Origin of the sequence: Pseudomonas sp. NBRC 111132 (assembly GCF_001320565.1) — a bacterium.
Classification (GTDB): Bacteria; Pseudomonadota; Gammaproteobacteria; order Pseudomonadales; family Pseudomonadaceae; genus Aquipseudomonas; species Aquipseudomonas putida_P.
The window spans coordinates 46,096-62,400 of record NZ_BCBI01000004.1; the positions used below are offsets into that span (position 1 = coordinate 46,096).

17 protein-coding genes are annotated in these 16,305 nt (G+C 63.3%); 9 read left to right on the top strand and 8 right to left on the bottom strand.

Going from position 1 to position 16,305, the window contains the following annotated elements; genetic code table 11:
• Window positions 1-25 precede the first annotated feature (25 nt).
• A complete protein-coding gene (locus APH35_RS03060) occupies window positions 26-1,045 on the top strand; it encodes a branched-chain amino acid aminotransferase (RefSeq protein ID WP_060514178.1) in 1,020 nt (339 codons plus the stop codon).
• A 72-nt stretch (window positions 1,046-1,117) separates the two neighbouring features.
• Here the strand turns inward: APH35_RS03060 and APH35_RS03065 are convergent, their stop codons facing one another.
• Window positions 1,118-1,546 carry a multidrug/biocide efflux PACE transporter gene (locus APH35_RS03065; protein ID WP_060514179.1) on the bottom strand — a complete coding sequence of 143 codons (429 nt, stop codon included), beginning with the start codon at window positions 1,544-1,546 and terminating at the stop codon, window positions 1,118-1,120.
• Between the two features lie 92 nt (window positions 1,547-1,638).
• On the opposite strand from APH35_RS03065, the gene APH35_RS03070 reads away from it, so the two are divergent.
• From APH35_RS03070 to APH35_RS03085, 4 genes are all read left to right on the top strand, one after another.
• Entirely contained in the window at window positions 1,639-2,493 is an 855-nt protein-coding gene (locus APH35_RS03070) for a LysR family transcriptional regulator (RefSeq protein WP_060494053.1), read from the top strand.
• 189 nt (window positions 2,494-2,682) lie between these two features.
• Window positions 2,683-4,428, top strand: coding sequence for a caprolactamase subunit beta (capB, locus tag APH35_RS03075; protein ID WP_060494054.1), 1,746 nt, complete (start codon window positions 2,683-2,685; stop codon window positions 4,426-4,428).
• Window positions 4,429-4,441: 13 nt separating this feature from the next.
• Window positions 4,442-6,526 (top strand): caprolactamase subunit alpha, encoded by a 2,085-nt coding sequence (gene capA, locus APH35_RS03080; RefSeq protein ID WP_060514180.1) that lies wholly within the window; start codon window positions 4,442-4,444, stop codon window positions 6,524-6,526.
• Between the two features lie 148 nt (window positions 6,527-6,674).
• Window positions 6,675-7,631: a helix-turn-helix domain-containing protein gene (locus APH35_RS03085; protein ID WP_060514181.1), complete on the top strand. Its 957-nt coding sequence runs from the start codon at window positions 6,675-6,677 to the stop codon at window positions 7,629-7,631.
• An 81-nt stretch (window positions 7,632-7,712) separates the two neighbouring features.
• Here APH35_RS03085 and APH35_RS03090 read toward each other — a convergent pair whose 3' ends face one another.
• The 3 genes from APH35_RS03090 to APH35_RS03100 form a co-directional block, all read right to left on the bottom strand.
• Window positions 7,713-8,606 (bottom strand): DUF2950 domain-containing protein, encoded by an 894-nt coding sequence (locus tag APH35_RS03090; RefSeq protein ID WP_060514182.1) that lies wholly within the window; start codon window positions 8,604-8,606, stop codon window positions 7,713-7,715.
• Complete coding sequence (locus APH35_RS03095) at window positions 8,603-10,072, bottom strand: DUF3300 domain-containing protein (protein ID WP_060514183.1); 1,470 nt, start codon at window positions 10,070-10,072, stop codon at window positions 8,603-8,605. The genes APH35_RS03090 and APH35_RS03095 overlap by 4 nt, the downstream gene beginning before the upstream one ends.
• A 164-nt stretch (window positions 10,073-10,236) precedes the next feature.
• Window positions 10,237-10,896 (bottom strand): hypothetical protein, encoded by a 660-nt coding sequence (locus APH35_RS03100; protein WP_060514184.1) that lies wholly within the window; start codon window positions 10,894-10,896, stop codon window positions 10,237-10,239.
• Window positions 10,897-11,026: 130 nt separating this feature from the next.
• On the opposite strand from APH35_RS03100, the gene APH35_RS03105 reads away from it, so the two are divergent.
• Together APH35_RS03105 and APH35_RS03110 are read left to right on the top strand one after the other, a co-directional pair.
• Entirely contained in the window at window positions 11,027-11,278 is a 252-nt protein-coding gene (locus APH35_RS03105) for a hypothetical protein (RefSeq protein ID WP_060514185.1), read from the top strand.
• Window positions 11,279-11,359: 81 nt separating this feature from the next.
• On the top strand, window positions 11,360-12,076 hold the full coding sequence (locus APH35_RS03110; protein WP_060514186.1) for a TorF family putative porin: 717 nt from the start codon (window positions 11,360-11,362) through the stop codon (window positions 12,074-12,076).
• Here APH35_RS03110 and APH35_RS03115 read toward each other — a convergent pair.
• Window positions 12,073-12,945, bottom strand: a complete 873-nt coding sequence (locus tag APH35_RS03115; protein WP_060514187.1) for a DMT family transporter — start codon at window positions 12,943-12,945, stop codon at window positions 12,073-12,075. The genes APH35_RS03110 and APH35_RS03115 overlap by 4 nt on opposite strands.
• 109 nt (window positions 12,946-13,054) lie before the next feature.
• Window positions 13,055-13,465: a RidA family protein gene (locus APH35_RS03120; RefSeq protein WP_060493442.1), complete on the bottom strand. Its 411-nt coding sequence runs from the start codon at window positions 13,463-13,465 to the stop codon at window positions 13,055-13,057.
• 189 nt (window positions 13,466-13,654) lie between these two features.
• On the opposite strand from APH35_RS03120, the gene APH35_RS03125 reads away from it, so the two are divergent.
• On the top strand, window positions 13,655-13,981 hold the full coding sequence (locus APH35_RS03125; protein ID WP_060514188.1) for a hypothetical protein: 327 nt from the start codon (window positions 13,655-13,657) through the stop codon (window positions 13,979-13,981).
• A 44-nt stretch (window positions 13,982-14,025) separates the two neighbouring features.
• On the opposite strand, the gene APH35_RS03130 is transcribed toward APH35_RS03125, so the two are convergent.
• Window positions 14,026-14,238 carry a PLDc N-terminal domain-containing protein gene (locus APH35_RS03130; protein ID WP_012272047.1) on the bottom strand — a complete coding sequence of 71 codons (213 nt, stop codon included), beginning with the start codon at window positions 14,236-14,238 and terminating at the stop codon, window positions 14,026-14,028.
• A 221-nt stretch (window positions 14,239-14,459) separates the two neighbouring features.
• Here APH35_RS03130 and APH35_RS03135 point away from each other — a divergent pair, with 221 nt between their 5' ends.
• Complete coding sequence (locus APH35_RS03135; protein WP_041166479.1) at window positions 14,460-15,467, top strand: GlxA family transcriptional regulator; 1,008 nt, start codon at window positions 14,460-14,462, stop codon at window positions 15,465-15,467.
• A gap of 7 nt (window positions 15,468-15,474) precedes the next feature.
• On the opposite strand, the gene APH35_RS03140 is transcribed toward APH35_RS03135, so the two are convergent.
• Window positions 15,475-16,146: a TetR/AcrR family transcriptional regulator gene (locus APH35_RS03140; protein ID WP_012272045.1), complete on the bottom strand. Its 672-nt coding sequence runs from the start codon at window positions 16,144-16,146 to the stop codon at window positions 15,475-15,477.
• Window positions 16,147-16,305 lie beyond the last annotated feature (159 nt).

The following is a 16,305-nucleotide window of genomic DNA, read 5'->3' on the forward strand; positions in this document are numbered from 1 at the left end:
GCACTTGCAAGACAATGAGGGTGTCATGAGCAACGAAAGCATTAATTGGGACAAGCTGGGTTTCGACTACATCAAGACCGACAAACGCTACCTGTCCGTATGGCGCAATGGCGAGTGGGACAAGGGCACCCTGACCGAAGACAACGTACTGCACATCAGTGAAGGCTCCACGGCCTTGCACTATGGCCAGCAGTGCTTCGAAGGCCTGAAGGCCTACCGTTGCAAGGACGGCTCGATCAACCTGTTCCGCCCGGACCAGAACGCCGCTCGCATGCAGCGCAGCTGCGCTCGCCTGCTGATGCCGCAGGTGCCGACCGATGTGTTCATCGAAGCGTGCAAGCAAGTGGTCAAGGCCAACGAAAAGTTCGTGCCACCGCACGGCAAAGGCGCCCTGTACCTGCGCCCGTTCGTGATCGGCACCGGTGACAACATTGGCGTGCGCACCGCCCCCGAATTCATCTTCTCGGTGTTCGCCATCCCGGTTGGCTCGTACTTCAAGGGCGGCATGAAGCCGCACAACTTCCAGATTTCCAGCTTCGACCGTGCGGCCCCACAAGGCACCGGCGCAGCCAAGGTCGGCGGTAACTACGCTGCCAGCCTGCAGCCGGGCGCTGAAGCGAAGAAAGCCAACTTCGCCGACGCCATCTACCTCGACCCGCTGACCCACACCAAGATCGAGGAAGTCGGTTCGGCCAACTTCTTCGGCATCACCGCCAACAACGAGTTCGTGACCCCGAAATCGGCTTCGGTGCTGCCCGGTATCACCCGCCTGTCGCTGATGGAACTGGCGCAATCGCGCCTGGGCCTGACCGTGATCGAAGGCGATGTCGAAATCAACAAGCTGGACCGCTTCATCGAAGCGGGTGCCTGCGGTACCGCTGCGGTGATCACCCCGATCGGCGGCATCGAGTACAACGGCAAACTGCACGTGTTCCACGACCTGGAAAAGGTCGGCCCGGTTACCCAGAAGCTCTACAACGAGCTGACCGGCATCCAGAGCGGTGACGTTGAAGCACCGGCTGGCTGGATCGTCAAAGTCGCCTGAGGCGCTTCAGCGATTTGAAAAAGGGCATGCCAGCGATGGCATGCCCTTTTTTTGTCGACACTGGCAGAATCTTCACGCCAGGCGACGCTGCATCAGCAGATGCCGGGCTTTGTCGAAGGCCCAGTTGTACAGCACGGTGTAGGGCAGAATGATGACGAAGAAGCCCAGCTCCACCATGAACGCCTGCGCCAGCGAAATATCCAGCATCCTCGCCGCCACCGGCAAACACCACACCACCAGCCCGGCTTCGAAGCCCAGGCCGTGCACGAAACGCGCACGGGCCTTCCAGTGGATACGCTCGGCCTGCACGTAGCGGTCGACCAGCGCGTTGTAGACCATGTTCCACAACATGGCGATGACCGACAGGGTCACAGCCAGCGCGCCCGCCGTCGCCAGTGACTTGCCCATGATCCAGGACAGCAGCGGCGCACACAGCAACACCGCGAACACTTCGTAGCCAACGGCGTGAACCAGGCGTTCGGTAAAGGACACGTGTTTCATTGCAAATTCCATCCATTGCGTGAGTCGTGCTGTCTATTTTCTTTGATAAAACTGATACTCACGACATACCTACTATCGGTTTTATCAATACCATGCGCTATTCACCCGAAGCTCTGGTCGCGTTTGTCGAAGCTGCATCGCTGGGTTCGTTCTCTGCTGCAGCGCGCAAACTGCGCAAAAGTCAGTCCACCATCAGCATCGCCATCGCCAATTTCGAGGCTGATATCGGCTGCCCGTTGTTTGATCGCGGTGGCCGCCACCCCACGCTGAATGAAGCGGGCCGGCAGGTACTGAGCCATGTCGAGGCGATTCTCGATGCCAGCGCCCAGCTCGATGCGCTGGCGGTGCGACTGGCACAGAACGTCGAGCCCTTGGTATCGGTGGTGATGTCGGACAGCTACAGCGTCACGTTCCAGGGCGCGGTGATGGCCCGCTTCGCCCAGCAGTACTCACACACTGAATTGCGCTGCGGCCCGGCGGAGGACGCTGATGTGATCGAAATGATCCAACAGGGCCTGGCCCATGTCGGCATTCTTGCCACCCAACCCAGCTACCCCGCCGACGTGGCCGTGGCGCGCTTGCCGGAGCAGGCGGAATTTGGCGTTTACGTGGCCAGCGGGCACCCGTTGGCAAGCCTGGCGCAGGTGCAGGCGCAGCACCTGGAGCATGCACGGCAGCTGTATATCAAGACCTATGCCCCCAGCCTGCACCGCGGCCGCGGCCAGGCCTGGTCGGCACCGGACTACCTCACCCTGCTGGAGTTCGCCGTGCGCGGGTTTGGTTGGGCCGAGCTGCCCAGGGCGCTGGTGGCACGGTTTGGCAATGGGCTGGTGGAGTTGCCGATAGCGGGTTACCCACGCCGAGTGGATATGGATGTGGTCTGGTCTAGCCGGCGGGCATTGGGGCCGGCGGGGCAATGGCTGGTGCGGCAGATGTTGAAACCGTAAGGTTTTCACCTGCAATAAGTTGGCGCTGCTGCGCACCCCACCCTGGGGGAGCTGTCGCCGTGTGCGCCCAAACGCAACAACCAGTACACCCAACGACAATCCTTCCCTCGCCCTGCCCCGTAGCCTGTCACCACGCGCCGCCCCTCTGGCGGCACGCACCCAAAGCACAAGAACAAACGTTGGTGACCTATGCAGACAGTAGATCCGATCACCCTTGCGGTTGTCCGGGGTGCGCTGGAGACAGCGCAACGCGAAATGACCCTGACCCTGGAAAAGACCGGGCGCTCCAGTGTGTTCAACCTGGCCCACGACTATTCCAACTCGCTGTTCGATCACCTGCCGGAAATGATCCTGCAAGGCCAAGACATTCCCATCCACCTGGGTTCGCTGATCCCGGCCATGAAATGCGTGGCCGAGTTCTTCGGCGACGACATCGCCGAAGGCGACGTGATCTACCACAACGACCCGGCCTACAAGGGCAGCCATATTCTCGACTGTTGCATGTACAAGCCGGTGTACTACCAGGGCGAGTTGGTGTTCTGGACCGTGTGCAAAGGCCACCTGACCGACATCGGCGGCCCGGTGCCGGCTGGCTACAACCCAGATGCCAAGGAAATCTACGCCGAAGGCTTGCGCATTCCGCCGGTCAAGCTGTGGGAAAAGGGCAAACGCCGTGAGGACGTGATCAACTTCATGCTCACCAACATGCGCGCCCGGCCCTATCAGGAAGGCGACCTCAATGCCCAGTATGGCGCCTGCAAGGTCGGCGAGCGGCACTTGCTGGAACTGCTCGACAAGTACGGCGTGGCGCAGGTGCGGGCCTGCATCGCCGAACTGAAGAACATGGCCGACCGGCACATGCGCGCACTGTTGCGTGATGTGCCGGACGGTGACTACAGCGGCACCGCCGTGCTCGAAGATGCCGGCCATGGCCTGGGCGAACTGGCCATCACCGCCCATGTACAGATACGTGGCGACCAGGCCCACGTGCGCATCGACAGCCCGCCGCAAGTGCCGTACTTCATCAATTCCTACGAGGGCAACTCGGTGTCGGGTGTGTACCTGGGGCTGATGATGTTCGCCCAGGTGGCGCCCCCCTACAACGAAGGGCTGTACCGCTGCGTCACGGTCGATGTCGGGCCCAGAGGCACGCTGTGCAATGCCGAAGAACCCGCACCCCACGTCAACTGCACCACCACGCCGATGGAAACCCTGGCCGATGCCGTGCGCACCGCGCTGGAACAGGCTTCGCCACAGCGGGTAACGGCCTCCTGGGGGCATACCAGCGGCATCAACATCGCCGGCCATGACCCGCGCAACGGCAACAGCGAGTACGTGACCATGGTGCTGGCCTCGATCATTTCCGGTGCCGGCGCCAACAAGGTGATGGATGGCTGGCACGCCTGCGGCCCGTTGTGCTGTTTCGGGGCGCTGATGAGCGGTGACATCGAGCTGCTCGAACACGCCTACCCGGTGCTGATCCACCGCTACAGCCTGATGGCCGACAGTGGTGGTGCCGGTGAATTCCGTGGCGGTTCGGGCACCCGCCTTGAGATCGAACCACTGGACCACGCCATGACCGTGGTCGGCTTTGGCGAGGGCCGCCAACTGCCCACCGCCGGTGCCGCCGGGGCACGCAACGCATTGCTTGAGCCCAAGCTGGGCCGGCTGATCCATCGCCACGCCGACGGCAGCGAAGACCATTACACGCAAAACCCCATGCTCACCCTGCAACCAGGTGAACGCATCATCAACGTCAACCCCGGCGGTGGTGGCTACGGCGACCCGCTGCGTCGCCCGGTCGCAGCCGTGCTGGAGGATGTGCGCAATGGCCTGGTCTCGCCACAAGGGGCAGCCCTGGAGTATGGCGTGGTCCTCGATGACCAAGGCCACCTCGACGAAACCGCCACCCGCCTTGCCCGCGCCCCGCGCTGACCGGAGAACCATCATGCGTAACCAATATCGCCTGGGCATCGACGCCGGCGGCACGTTCACCGATTTCATCCTGGCCGACCGTGACGGCGGCGTACAGCTGTTCAAAGCGCCTTCCACGCCACAAGATGGCACCTTGGCCATTCGCGCCGGTTTGGCGCAAATCGCCGACGCCACCGGGCGCAGCCCGGCCGAACTCATCGCCAACTGTGACCTGTGCATCAACGGCACCACCGTGGCCCTCAACGCGCTGATCGAGCGCACCGGGGTCAAGGTGGGCCTGCTGTGCACCGAGGGGCATGAGGACAGCCTGGAAATCCGCCTGGGCCACAAGGAAGAAGGCCACCGCTACGACGCCCATTACCCGCCGGCACACATGCTTGCCCCACGCCACCTGCGCCGCCCGATTGGCGGCCGTATCCTTGGCGATGGCCGTGAGCACAGCCCCCTCGACGAAGCCGCTGTCCATGCGGCCATCGACTACTTCCGGGCCGAAGGCGTGCAGGCCGTGGCCATTTCCTTCCTGTGGTCGGTGCGCAACCCCAGCCACGAGCAGCGGGCCGCCGAGCTCGTACGGGCCGCCCTGCCCGACGTGTTCGTCTGCACCGGCTGCGAGGTGTTCCCGCAGATTCGCGAGTACACCCGCACCTCCACCACCGTGGTCAACGCCTACCTCAGCCCGGTAATGGCACGCTACGTGGCGCGCATCGACAACCTGTTCCAGGAACTTGGCGCACAGCAGCCGGTGCGCTACTTCCAGTCCAACGGTGGCCTGGCGCCCGGGTACCTGATGCGTGAGCGCGCTGTCAATGCGATCAACTCCGGCCCGGCCTCGGCGCCACAAGCCGGGCTGGCGGTGGCGAAGCCGTTCGGTATCGACAACGTCATTACCGTGGACATGGGCGGCACTTCGTTCGACATCACCCTGACCAACGCCGGGCGCACCAATTTCAGCAAGGACGTGGACTTTCTGCGCCAGCGCATCGGCGTGCCGATGATTCAAGTGGAGACCCTGGGCGCCGGCGGCGGCTCCATCGCTCATCTGGACGAGTTCGGCATGCTCCAGGTGGGCCCGCGCAGCGCCGGCGCCATGCCTGGGCCCGTGTGCTACGGCAAAGGTGGCTGCGAACCCACGGTCACCGACGCCAACCTGGCCTTGGGCTACCTGCCAGACGGCGCGCTGCTGGGCGGCAGCATTCGCCTGAACCGCCAGGCCGCGCTGGACGCTATCCGCAGCAAGATAGCCGAACCACTGGGTATCAGCGTGGAACGCGCCGCATTCGGCATCACCACCCTGGTCAACTTGAACATGGTCAACGGCATCCGCCGGGTGTCGATCGAGCGCGGCCACGACCCGCGCGACTTCGCCCTGATCGGCGCAGGCGGTGCGGCAGGCATGCACGTGGTGCGCCTGGCCGAAGAAATCGGCATGCACACCGTGCTGATCCCCAAGGTGGCGTCGGGCCTGTGCGCGTTCGGCCAGATCCTTTCCGACGTGCGCTACGACCAGCTCACCAGCCTGTCGATGCGCCTGGACTGCGGGCACGTGGACCTGGTGCAGCTCAACCAGGCCCTTGCCGAGCTGCGTCAGCAAGGCCTGGCCAACCTGCGCGAAGACGGCTTTGGCGACCAGGCCAGCAGCTGCCACTACACCTTGGAAATGCGCTACCTGGGGCAGATCCATGAATGCAGCGTGGAGCTGGAACAGCATGCCTTGGATGACACAGGCCTGGCCGCCCTGATCAGCCGCTTCCACAGCCGCCACCAAACCCTGTATTCGTACAGCGAGCCTGAAAGCCCGGTGGAACTGGTGAACCTGGAGTGCTCGGTGATCGGCCACCTGCCACGCCCGCCACAACCCGAGCTGCAGGGCCCGGCCGAGCCACCCGCGCCACAGGCGCAAAGCGTTCGCCCGATGCTGTTCAGCGCCGACGGCCAATGGCAGCCCACACCGGTATTCAACGGCAACCATTTGCTGCCAGGGCAGGTCGTGCATGGCCCCTGCGTGATCGAGGAAGACACCACCAACATCGTGCTACCGCCTGACTGGCAGGCACGCCTGGAGCCTTCGGCCACCTACCGGGTGACACGCGGGGCTTGATCTGAAGGTCGGCGTGCGCCGATCATGGGCCTGACAATCGCCTGGCAGCTTTGCGCTGCCAGGCGTTTTGCACAATAACAAGAGCTGCTTGAGTAGCTTGCCTGCAGTTCCTTTTTTCAATGCTGCCCTCTTTGAAAAAGGACCCACCATGCCCACAGAACTCTCGACCCTCGGCTGGCCACAGCCCGAACGCCAGGCGCGCTGGGCCGAAGCCATCAGTGACACCTATTTCCCCTTGAGCCTGGCGTTTGCCGCCGAACAACCCTTCGATGGCCACTTGCAGCGCTGGAGCACACCAAGCACACCGCTCAGCCTCTCGCGCCTGCGTTCCAGCCAGCTGGGCTACTCGCGCAGCAAGGCGCATATCGGCCAGGACCAAGAGGCGTTCTACCTGGTGACCGTGCCGCATCGCAGCGAGGTGCACTTCGAGCAGGACGGTCATCAGCTCAGCTGCAGCCCAGGTGGTTTCATCGTCGAGCGCGGCGATGCGCCTTACCGCTTCCATTACGGCACGCTGAATGACCTGTGGGTACTCAAGCTGCCCGAACGTGCACTCAAGGCCAACCTGCTGGGGCACAGGCGCTATACCCGGCATTGTTTCGATGCCCGCCAGGGCTTGGGGCGCATTTTTGTCGAACAGTTGGATCTGTGCGCCCGCCACTTCGACGCTAGCCCCATCGCGGCCCGGCATCTGCTGCTGGAACAGGCTTCGGCCACCTTGCTGCTGGCCCTGCAACAGGACGAGCGAGTGCTGGGTAGCGAAGGCAGCAACCTCAGCACCCTGCACCTGACGCGGGTGGAACAGTATGTGCAGCAACACCTGAGCGACCCCGAGCTGTCGCCGCAAACCATTGCAAGTGCCTGCGGACTGTCGCTGCGCTACCTGCACAAGCTGTTCGTGATCACGCCCTACACCCTGAGTGAGTGGATACGCCAGCTGCGCCTGGAGGCCGTGTACCGGCAATTGCGTGACCCGCATTGCCACCTGGCCATCGGCGAACTGGCATTGCGCTGGGGCTTTACCGACCAGGCGCAGTTCACCCGCGCGTTTCGCCAGCAGTATGGGTGCACGGCGCGGGAGGTGCGGGCTGCAGGCACCCATTGAGCCGAAAGCGAAGATTCCTACGATGCACACCGACCCGTTGCGCCAGCCTCGCGATTATGGCTACGTGCTGCAGGAACAGGATCAATCCCCCGCCGGCACATCCACCACCTTCCAGCTGTCATCCGGGTCGAAGCGTTTCATCTCCTTGGCCAGCCTGTCACCGTGCGGCCCGAGGTCTTTCTCGAACACCTGGCCGTCATGGCTGATCATGAAGCTCATCACCCCGGTGTCGTCGTACTTGGCCGGCCAGGCGACCATGGCGAAGCCACGGCTCATCTGGTTGCCGATAAGGTAGCTGTAGGCGCCGCCAGGGGCGGATGGGCCTTGTGCGTCGAGGATGCGGAAGTGATAGCCATACCAGTCATCACCGATCACATCCTGGCCGAACAGCGGCCCCAGCGGGCTGACCTGGCCATCGCCGTCGTCATCCCAGTACAAACCGTCATGCTTGCCGGGCTCGCTGAAGATTTTCTGTGCGTACTCCAGCGCACCGTTGCCGTTATGGTCCTGGGTCGCGTAGTCCATTTGCGCATCGTGATAGGCCAGCAGCGACTGCAGCACGCCGAGCTCGTTGCGACCGATGCGCCGGGCGCGGATTTCGGCGCTGCCGGCCTTGAGGTCGAAGCGCCAGCCTTGGCTGCTTTTGGTCAACGGAATGGGCAAGGTCCAGTGATCGCTGCCCACCGCCAGGATGGCCTTGCCCTCGCCTGCCATGTCGATACTGTGCTGCGCACGGTACTGCTCCAGAAAGGTGTCCACGTCGCTGCGTTGCACTCCGCCGCGCGGGATGTAGGTGCGCCAGTCGTCGCCCAGCAACTGGGTCAGGCGGGCCTCATCAGCTTTCTCCGTGCCCAGCGCCGCGACAAAGGATTCAACGGCTTTCTCTGGGGTCGGGAAAGCGTCCTGGGCAGCGGCCAGGGACGACCAGGCCAAACCTGCCGCAAGCAGCAATGCTACGAATGCTGAACGCTTCATCGACGGCCTCCTGCGCCACGACGAGCTGGCGCACTGGGCCGAGATATCTGGTGCCCGGCTGCACGCGATGCGCTGGGCCGCTGGGCAAACGCCTGGCTGGTACGACCACGGTTGGCCTGCGCATTGGTGCGCGACGGCGAGCGTACGCCATCGAAGGCGTTGTTACGGGCACGCCCTGCGGTATTCACAGGACGATTCTGACCGACTTGCCGCGCTTGCCCTTGCCGGCGTTGATCCATCTGGTTGTTCTGCTGCCGGCCCTGAGTGTTGCGTGCCTGCTGTTGACGGTCGGCAACCCTCGGATTGTCGCCACGGGGCTGTACACGGTTGCCCAATGCATTGCCCGACTTCGCTTCACGCATTTGTTGGCGTGCCTGAATGTTGCTGGTGGCTGGGCGTTCGATACCCGCTCGGTCCATGGAGGCACGCGCCTTGTCACGCGCCTGGGCACGTTGTGCGTCATCACCGCGAAATGCGCTGCGCTGGGTGGCACCGTCCAACTGGCGGCCGTACTGCTGACGGCTGCGCGCGTCGCGGTAAGGCACACCGTCACGGTTGACGGCATTGTGCTGCCATTTGTTCTGGTTGTTGGTGATGCGATTGTTGCCGTTGATGTTGTTGTAGCGGTTGACGTCGATGTCGATGTCATTGTTACCCCAGTCACAGTCGCCCCACAACGAGGCGACGATCGCAACGCCAGTACCGAAGGCCAGGCCTGCCACCAGTGCGGAGCCGGGGTAGTACATCGGTGGTGGTGGGTAGTACACCGGCGGTGAGGCCGGGTAGGCCCAGGTGCCATAGGTGGTGGTCGGGTTGTAGCTGGGGACGTACACCACTTGTGGGTCGGCCGGCTCGATGACGATGGTGGTGGGCGGCGCGCTGGCGGTGACCACCTGGGTGCCGCCGGAAGCGGGTGCGGGTGCAGGGGCCGCTGCAGGGGCCGTAGTGGTTTGCACGGTCACATTCTGGTACTGGTTGCTTTGCAGGTTGCCGGCAGCCTGCGCCTGGTGACGCAAACGCTGCACGCTGCCCATGACATCGTCGGGCTGGGCGAGGAAGGCATCACCCAGGCGCTGTACCCAGACCGGGTCCTGGCCAAGGGTCGCCAGCACCTGCGGGAATGCCACCAAGGCTTGTACGCTCGGGTCCCAGGGCTGCTTGGCTACTTGCTTGACCGCCTCGTCGCCGGTGGCCTTGGGGTTGGCCTTGGACCAGGTCACCGCTTCACTGACCTGCCCTGGGTAGGTCGACGCCATCAGCACCTGGGCCAACAGCGGATCAGGATACAGCGCGATGGGCGCGGTCATCTGATCGAGTTGTTCCTGGCTGAAGACTGGGTCCTTGGCTGCGGCCGCGGCGCCCGGGGGCGCAGGGTCCGGTGCGGGTACGTCTTCAGCCAGCGCCAGCCCGGGCCCCGCGCTCAGGCACAGGAGTGCCGACAGGACAGCAAACAATAGCGTGCGCATCGCTAATCCCCATGAGGTCAGACCGCGTGGAATAAGGGTAGCAACGGCGGCGGGTTTGGCCAGATGCGAAGGCGCAAACTTTTTGTGCTCTAGCCAGGACAAACACCACACCAAACAACAAGGCCGCGAGCGTGCCCGTGACATAGGTGCTGATCGGGCGCTGCTCAACCACCCAGGGCAATGATCGCCAGGATCAGTGACGCGCCCGCAGCTACCAGGACCACGCCGGTCAACTGGGTGCGTCCACCGGAATAGCGCGCCAACAGCCAGCCCGCCAGGTACAGCATGGCCAAGGCAACCCAGTTCGAGACACGGATGGCCGTGCCAGTGGTGTCTATCAGCAGGAACGGGATGACCATTGGGAACGTCGCCAGCACCACCAGCAGGAATGTCCCCAGCGCAGCCTTGAAATCATCCAGGCACAGGCGCGCCGGCATCGGGCGGGCGGCATCACGTTGCATCTGGCGACGTAGCACCTCCAACCCTTCGTCATCCAGTGCCAGGCCGATGCGTTCTGGCAGTGCATCAGCAATCAGCCTGCGCCCCTGGCCATCCTCAGCGGCCTGCAGGCGCGCCAGCAAAGTACGTGCGCGGGTGCGCTCGGTCCAGGTGCGCATCAGGTAGATGACCGCATCGGCCAGGCCCCAGGCCAGGTTGCAGCCAAGCGCAGCGACCAGCATCAGCCGAGCGTCTTCGCGCCCTGCCGTGGCCACGCTGAGCGAGCCGATGAAGGTCATAGCCATCAGCAGGCCAAAGATGACTTCGGTAATCCGGTCGATTGGCTCCAGCACACCCCATTTACGCGGTTGTTCGCCTTGCCCCATCACGCCCTCCCGGCCCCTCAGGAACCATCGATAGTCACTATCGAGAATGGCAATTTCTACCGAACGCCGTGGCCACATAACCTAGCGCTATCGACCCGCCGCCCACGACCCCATTCCCTGGAGCTACCTGATGAATACCCTGGCTCGCCTGCTGTCCGCCGCCCTTGCCGTGCTTGCCATCGCCATCAGCAGCGGATGTGCCAGCCACCCTGAACTGCGCCCGTACACGGCAGAAGAAGCCCGCCAGCTGCAGCTCGAAGCGCTGCAGCGCCGCAGCCTGTCCCTTGACGACTACGAGCAGCAACGCCGGGTGATCCAGCGCGCCGACAACCTGCCTGTGATGACCGAAGCCGCTGACGCTGACCGCTCGACCAAAGGCTGAACAGGCCAGCCAACGGTTCCATCCCTCCCCCTGCGCAGGTATCCTCTACCGCTCAACCGCAAGCCTTCCAGGACGGAGACCATGATCAGGCCCCTTCTGTTGCTGAGTGCTGCAGTGCTTTTCAGCCCCGTGTTGCTGGCCCAGCAGATGAAACGCCAACTGGGCGATTTCGACTTCACACTCGGCACCACGCCTTCGCGCAGCATGGCGCAAGGGCTTATCTCACCCAGCGCCGTCGGCGCATTCCACGGTGGCCTCGATTTCAGCCACGCCAGTGGCTGGTACCTGGGCCAGTACGCCCCAAGCATGGGCGTCACCCCCAATTCGACCCTGCGTCTGGACAGCTACCTGGGCTACAAGCATCAGTTTGACAGCAGCCTGGGCTACGAGGTGGGGTTGATCCATTATAGTCAGCCAAACATCGCAGGCCCCGACAGTTACGCCCTGTACGGGGGTATCTCGGTGCTGGGCAGCCGCTTCGGCGGGGCGCTGCGTGACAACCCCGACAACCGCACTGGCACGTTGTTCGCCGACTTCGGCCAACTGCCATTGTTCGACGCAGACTTCACCGTCAAGCTCGCCCACCACCGCCTGGGCACGCCCTTTACCATTGGCGATGGCAGCCAGGTGAATGCCTTTTCCGATTGGTCGTTGGAGCTGTCGCGGCCCTGGCTAGGCATTGACCTCAACTTGATCTACAGCAACTCCAGCCTCAGTGGCGGCTGTGATGCGTACTCGGGCATCAACACCTATTGCGACAGCATGGTCACCCTCAAGGCGCAGCGCAGCTTCTTTTAACGACGCGGTGCCAGCGCCAGGGCAATACCGCCCAGGACCACCACGCAGGCGATCAGCAAGCGCAACGACAACGGCTCACCGATCAGGGCGACCCCACCCAGTGCGGCAATCACCGGCACGCTAAGCTGCAGGGTCGCCGCCTGTTGCGCACTGATCTGCCTGACCACGCCATACCACACGGCGTAGCCGGCGCCAGAAGCCAGCACACCGGAGCCCAGGGCATACAACAAGCCGAGTGGCGTAAAGTGCGGGCCGGCGCCCAGCAACAGCATCGGTAGCAGCAGCATCAGGCAAGGCAGGCTGCGGGAAAAATTGCCGGCGGTGTCGGCCAGCGGCCTGGGCGAGCCTTTGCCCAGCAGCGTATACACGCCCCAGGCCACGCCGGACAAGGCCATCAGCAAGGCACTGGCCAACGGCGGCGCCGAGGCACCGGGCAAAAGAAGCACCAGCAGGCCGGCAAAGGCGATCAGCATGCCCAGCAGCATGCGCACCGTGATGTGTTCACCCTTGTACCAGGCAAAGCCGAACATGGTGATCTGCACTGCACCGAACAGCAACAATGCGCCCGCGCCTGCCCCCAATTGCAGATACGCCGCAGAAAACAGGAACGCGTACAGGAACAGGGCCAGGCCGCCCCGCCAACTGCCACCCATGGCCTGCGCCGGCCTGCGCAGGCGGATCAGCAACAACAGAAACAACGCACCACTGGTCAGGCGCACCACGGTGAAGGATGCCGGGTCGATGGCCCCGTCTTTCAGCGCCAGCCGGCAAAACACCGAGTTGGCAGCGAAAGCCACCAGGCTGAACAGTGCAGGCCAAAGCCAGGCCCTGGCCTTGCGGTGGGCAAGCGTGGTGGTGCCGGTGCTCATGGTGTGGTCACCTCTGAGTAAACATTGTTGTCATGGCGGCAATGCTGAAAGGGCCAGCACCGATATACAACAAAGTGATTCCTGGGCGCCACCGGTGAATCGCCCGGCGCTACAGCACAGCTACGGCCTCGATCTCGACCAACATGGCATCCAGCGCCAGCCGGGGCACCGGTATCAGCGTGCAGGTCGGTTTCATGTGCGGGCCCCAGGCCTTGTCGGCCTCGGCCACCCATTGGCGCAGGCGCGCTTCGGAATGCTCGACAATCAGCAGGGTCAACTTGAACACCTGCGCCAGGCTGGCACCTTTCGACGCCAGGGCCAGCTCCAGGTTGGCCAGTGCCTGGCGGGCCTGTTCGGCGAACAATGGCGACAACTGGCCGTTGCTGTCCTCTCCACCCTGGCCGGCGATGAACAGCAGACGGCTGTCGGCGCGCACTTCGGCGACATGGGAATAGGCGTTGCCACTGGGGTCGTACAGGCCTTCGGGGTTGCTTAGCTGGAATGCACTTGATGGGGTCACGACACGCCCTCGCTTGGTTGAAAGAGTGGCGCAGTATCAGACCTTGAGTTAACTCGAGGTCAAGCACAGAGTAGGACGTTTCGCACAAGGCAATGTGCTGCTTGAACCACGCGTCTGTTTGCGCACTGGCGGCCCGGTAGTAAATTGCAGGACCCGGCATGGAGGCCTGTCCATAACAAGGAAATGCTCATGAGCAAGTATGATTTTCAGCTGGCCTATACCATCAAACCGCACAACGCTGCCCACGATGAAGCCGACGCCGTGCAAGCGCGCCTGCACCTGCGCGTGAAGCTCGGCCTGGACACCGTCGAGCATATCGAAACCACTTTGCTCGGTGTCATCACCCTCAAAAGCGCCACTGTCGCAGACCGCAAGCGGGAAGCTGAGAAGCTGCTTCACGATTACATCCATGACGCGCTCAAACAGTTGCGCGTTCTGTCCACCGTAGAATTCTACGGCTGCCTGATGGTGGACGGGTTGGGCCCGGCCGTACGCTTCGACATCCTGCCCAGATGAACCTCGACGGCATCAGGCGCCCCCGCGCCTGACGCCGAGTACCGTCATTTCTCCTGCAGTACCGCCCTGCCTTTCACCGCCCGCGGCCCGCGCCAGGCCCAGAACAGCAACCCGGGGAATGGTGCGTAGACCACGAACACAATCCACAGCATCTTGCGTTCGGCGCGCCGCTCACTGCCGATGATGTGCCAGATGGCCCAGATCTCCAGCAGGATGACCAGGGCCGCGATGATGAGCCAGATCGTACCGATTTCCATGAGCGCTCTCCCAATTGGCATGTTATGGGTTGGGTTGCTGCAAGCGCTGAGGGTTCAGATTGATTTTCCCGCCTCAAGGGCCCTCACGCAGTTGCAACCACTGCGCCAGGCTAGACCGGTTGCCTGAACACGACCTGCAATGCGACACAGCCACCGGGGAGATTGTCTTTCCTCCGGGCACCGTCCACACTCTGCGGGCCAGCCAGGAAGCGGAGTCCAGAGTGCCCACGCCACGCCAGTTCAGCAAGAAGACCAGCACCAGCAACATGCTGCGGCTCAAAACCAGCAGCGCCAGTGCCCAGGCTCCCTATCGGGTCGACTTCGTCCTGCTCGAACACTTCTCGATGGCCAGTTTCACCGTGGCCATGGACGTGCTGGTCACAGCCAACCTGTTGCGCGCCGACAGCTTCCAGTTCACCCCGCTGTCGCTGGACGGCGACCGCGTGCTCAGCGACCTGGGGCTGGAACTGGTGGCCACCGAGCTGTCCGCCGAAGCGTTGCGGGAGCTGGACCTGTTGGTGATCTGTGGCGGCTTGCGCACACCGCTGAAGTACCCGGAACTCGACCGCCTGCTGGACGACTGCGCCACCCACGGCATGGCCCTGGGCGGCTTGTGGAACGGTGCCTGGTTTCTTGGCCGCGCCGGGGTGCTGGACGACTATGGCTGCAGCATCCACCCCGAACAGCGCGCCAGCCTGTCCGAACGCAGCCCGCAAACACGTATTACCCCGGCAAGCTTCACCCTCGACCGCGATCGCCTGAGCGCCGCCAGCCCCAACGGCGCCATGGAGCTGATGCTGGGCCTGGTGCGCCGGCTGTATGGTGACGGCCTGGCCGAAGGCGTGGAGGAAATCCTGTCGTTCTCCGGTGCGCGCTACCGCCAGGTTGGCCCGGGGGCGAAGAAGTCCATGAGCCTGCACCTGCGTACCATCGTCGAACTCATGGAAAACAACCTTGAGGAAACCCTCAGCCTCGACCAACTGGCGGCCTACAGCGGGCGCTCGCGGCGGCAGATCGACCGGCTGTTCCAGGCCCAGCTTGGCACGTCGCCACGGCGTTACTACATGGAACTGCGCATCACCAAAAGCCGCCGCCTGCTGCAGTACTCCGACCTGTCGGTGATGGACGTGGCAGTGGCCTGCGGCTTTGTTTCGGTGTCGCACTTCAGCAAGTGCTATGCGGCGTACTTTGGTTACCCGCCGTCACGTGAGCAGCGGCTGGGCGAGTGAGCGGCGTTCAGGCGCGGATGTAGCGCAATACGGCGTCACAGATCATGGCCTTGTGGCGCTGCTTGACCTGGTCATCAGACAGATCGATCTGGAAGATCTCGCCAAAGGTGTGACGGTTCGACACCCGGTAGAAACAGAACGAGCTCATCAGCATGTGCAGGTCGATAACCTCGATGCCGGTGCGGAACACGCCTTCCTGCACGCCACGATGCAGGGTGTTGCCCAAGGCTTCGAGCACCAGGCTGCTCATTTCGCGAATGGCCGGCGACTGCTTGACGTATTCCCCGTAGTGGATGTTTTCGGTGCAGATGATGCGCACGAAATCGACATTGCGGTCGTGGTGATCGAAGGTGAACTCCACCAGCCGGCGTATCGCCTGCTCAGCCGGTAACGACTCCAGGTCCAGGCTCTGCTCGGTCTTGCGAATATCCCCGTACAGCTTCACCAGGCACTCGCAGTACAGCTGCTCCTTGCTGCCGAAGTAGTAGTAGATCATGCGCTTGGAGGTAGCGGTACGCTCGGCGATGGCGTCCACGCGTGCGCCGGCCAGCCCTTGCTGGACGAACTCGTTGATGGCGGCCTGGAGGATGTCCTCGCGGGTTTTCTCGGGGTTGTTCTTGCGCGTTTTGCGCCCCCCTTCGGTTTCAGGCTGGCCGAGGCTGACTACGGAATCACTCATACCCACTCACAGGCTATTTATTGGAATGTGGGGGGATTATCCGCGAGCGCGGCCACGCAGGGAAGCACGCTGTTGGTCGGGTAGCCATAACGCATTGTGGCTGGCGGGCCTTGATATCGCGCCCCGCAACCCGCTAGCCTGCCTGCCCTTGCCGTGGAT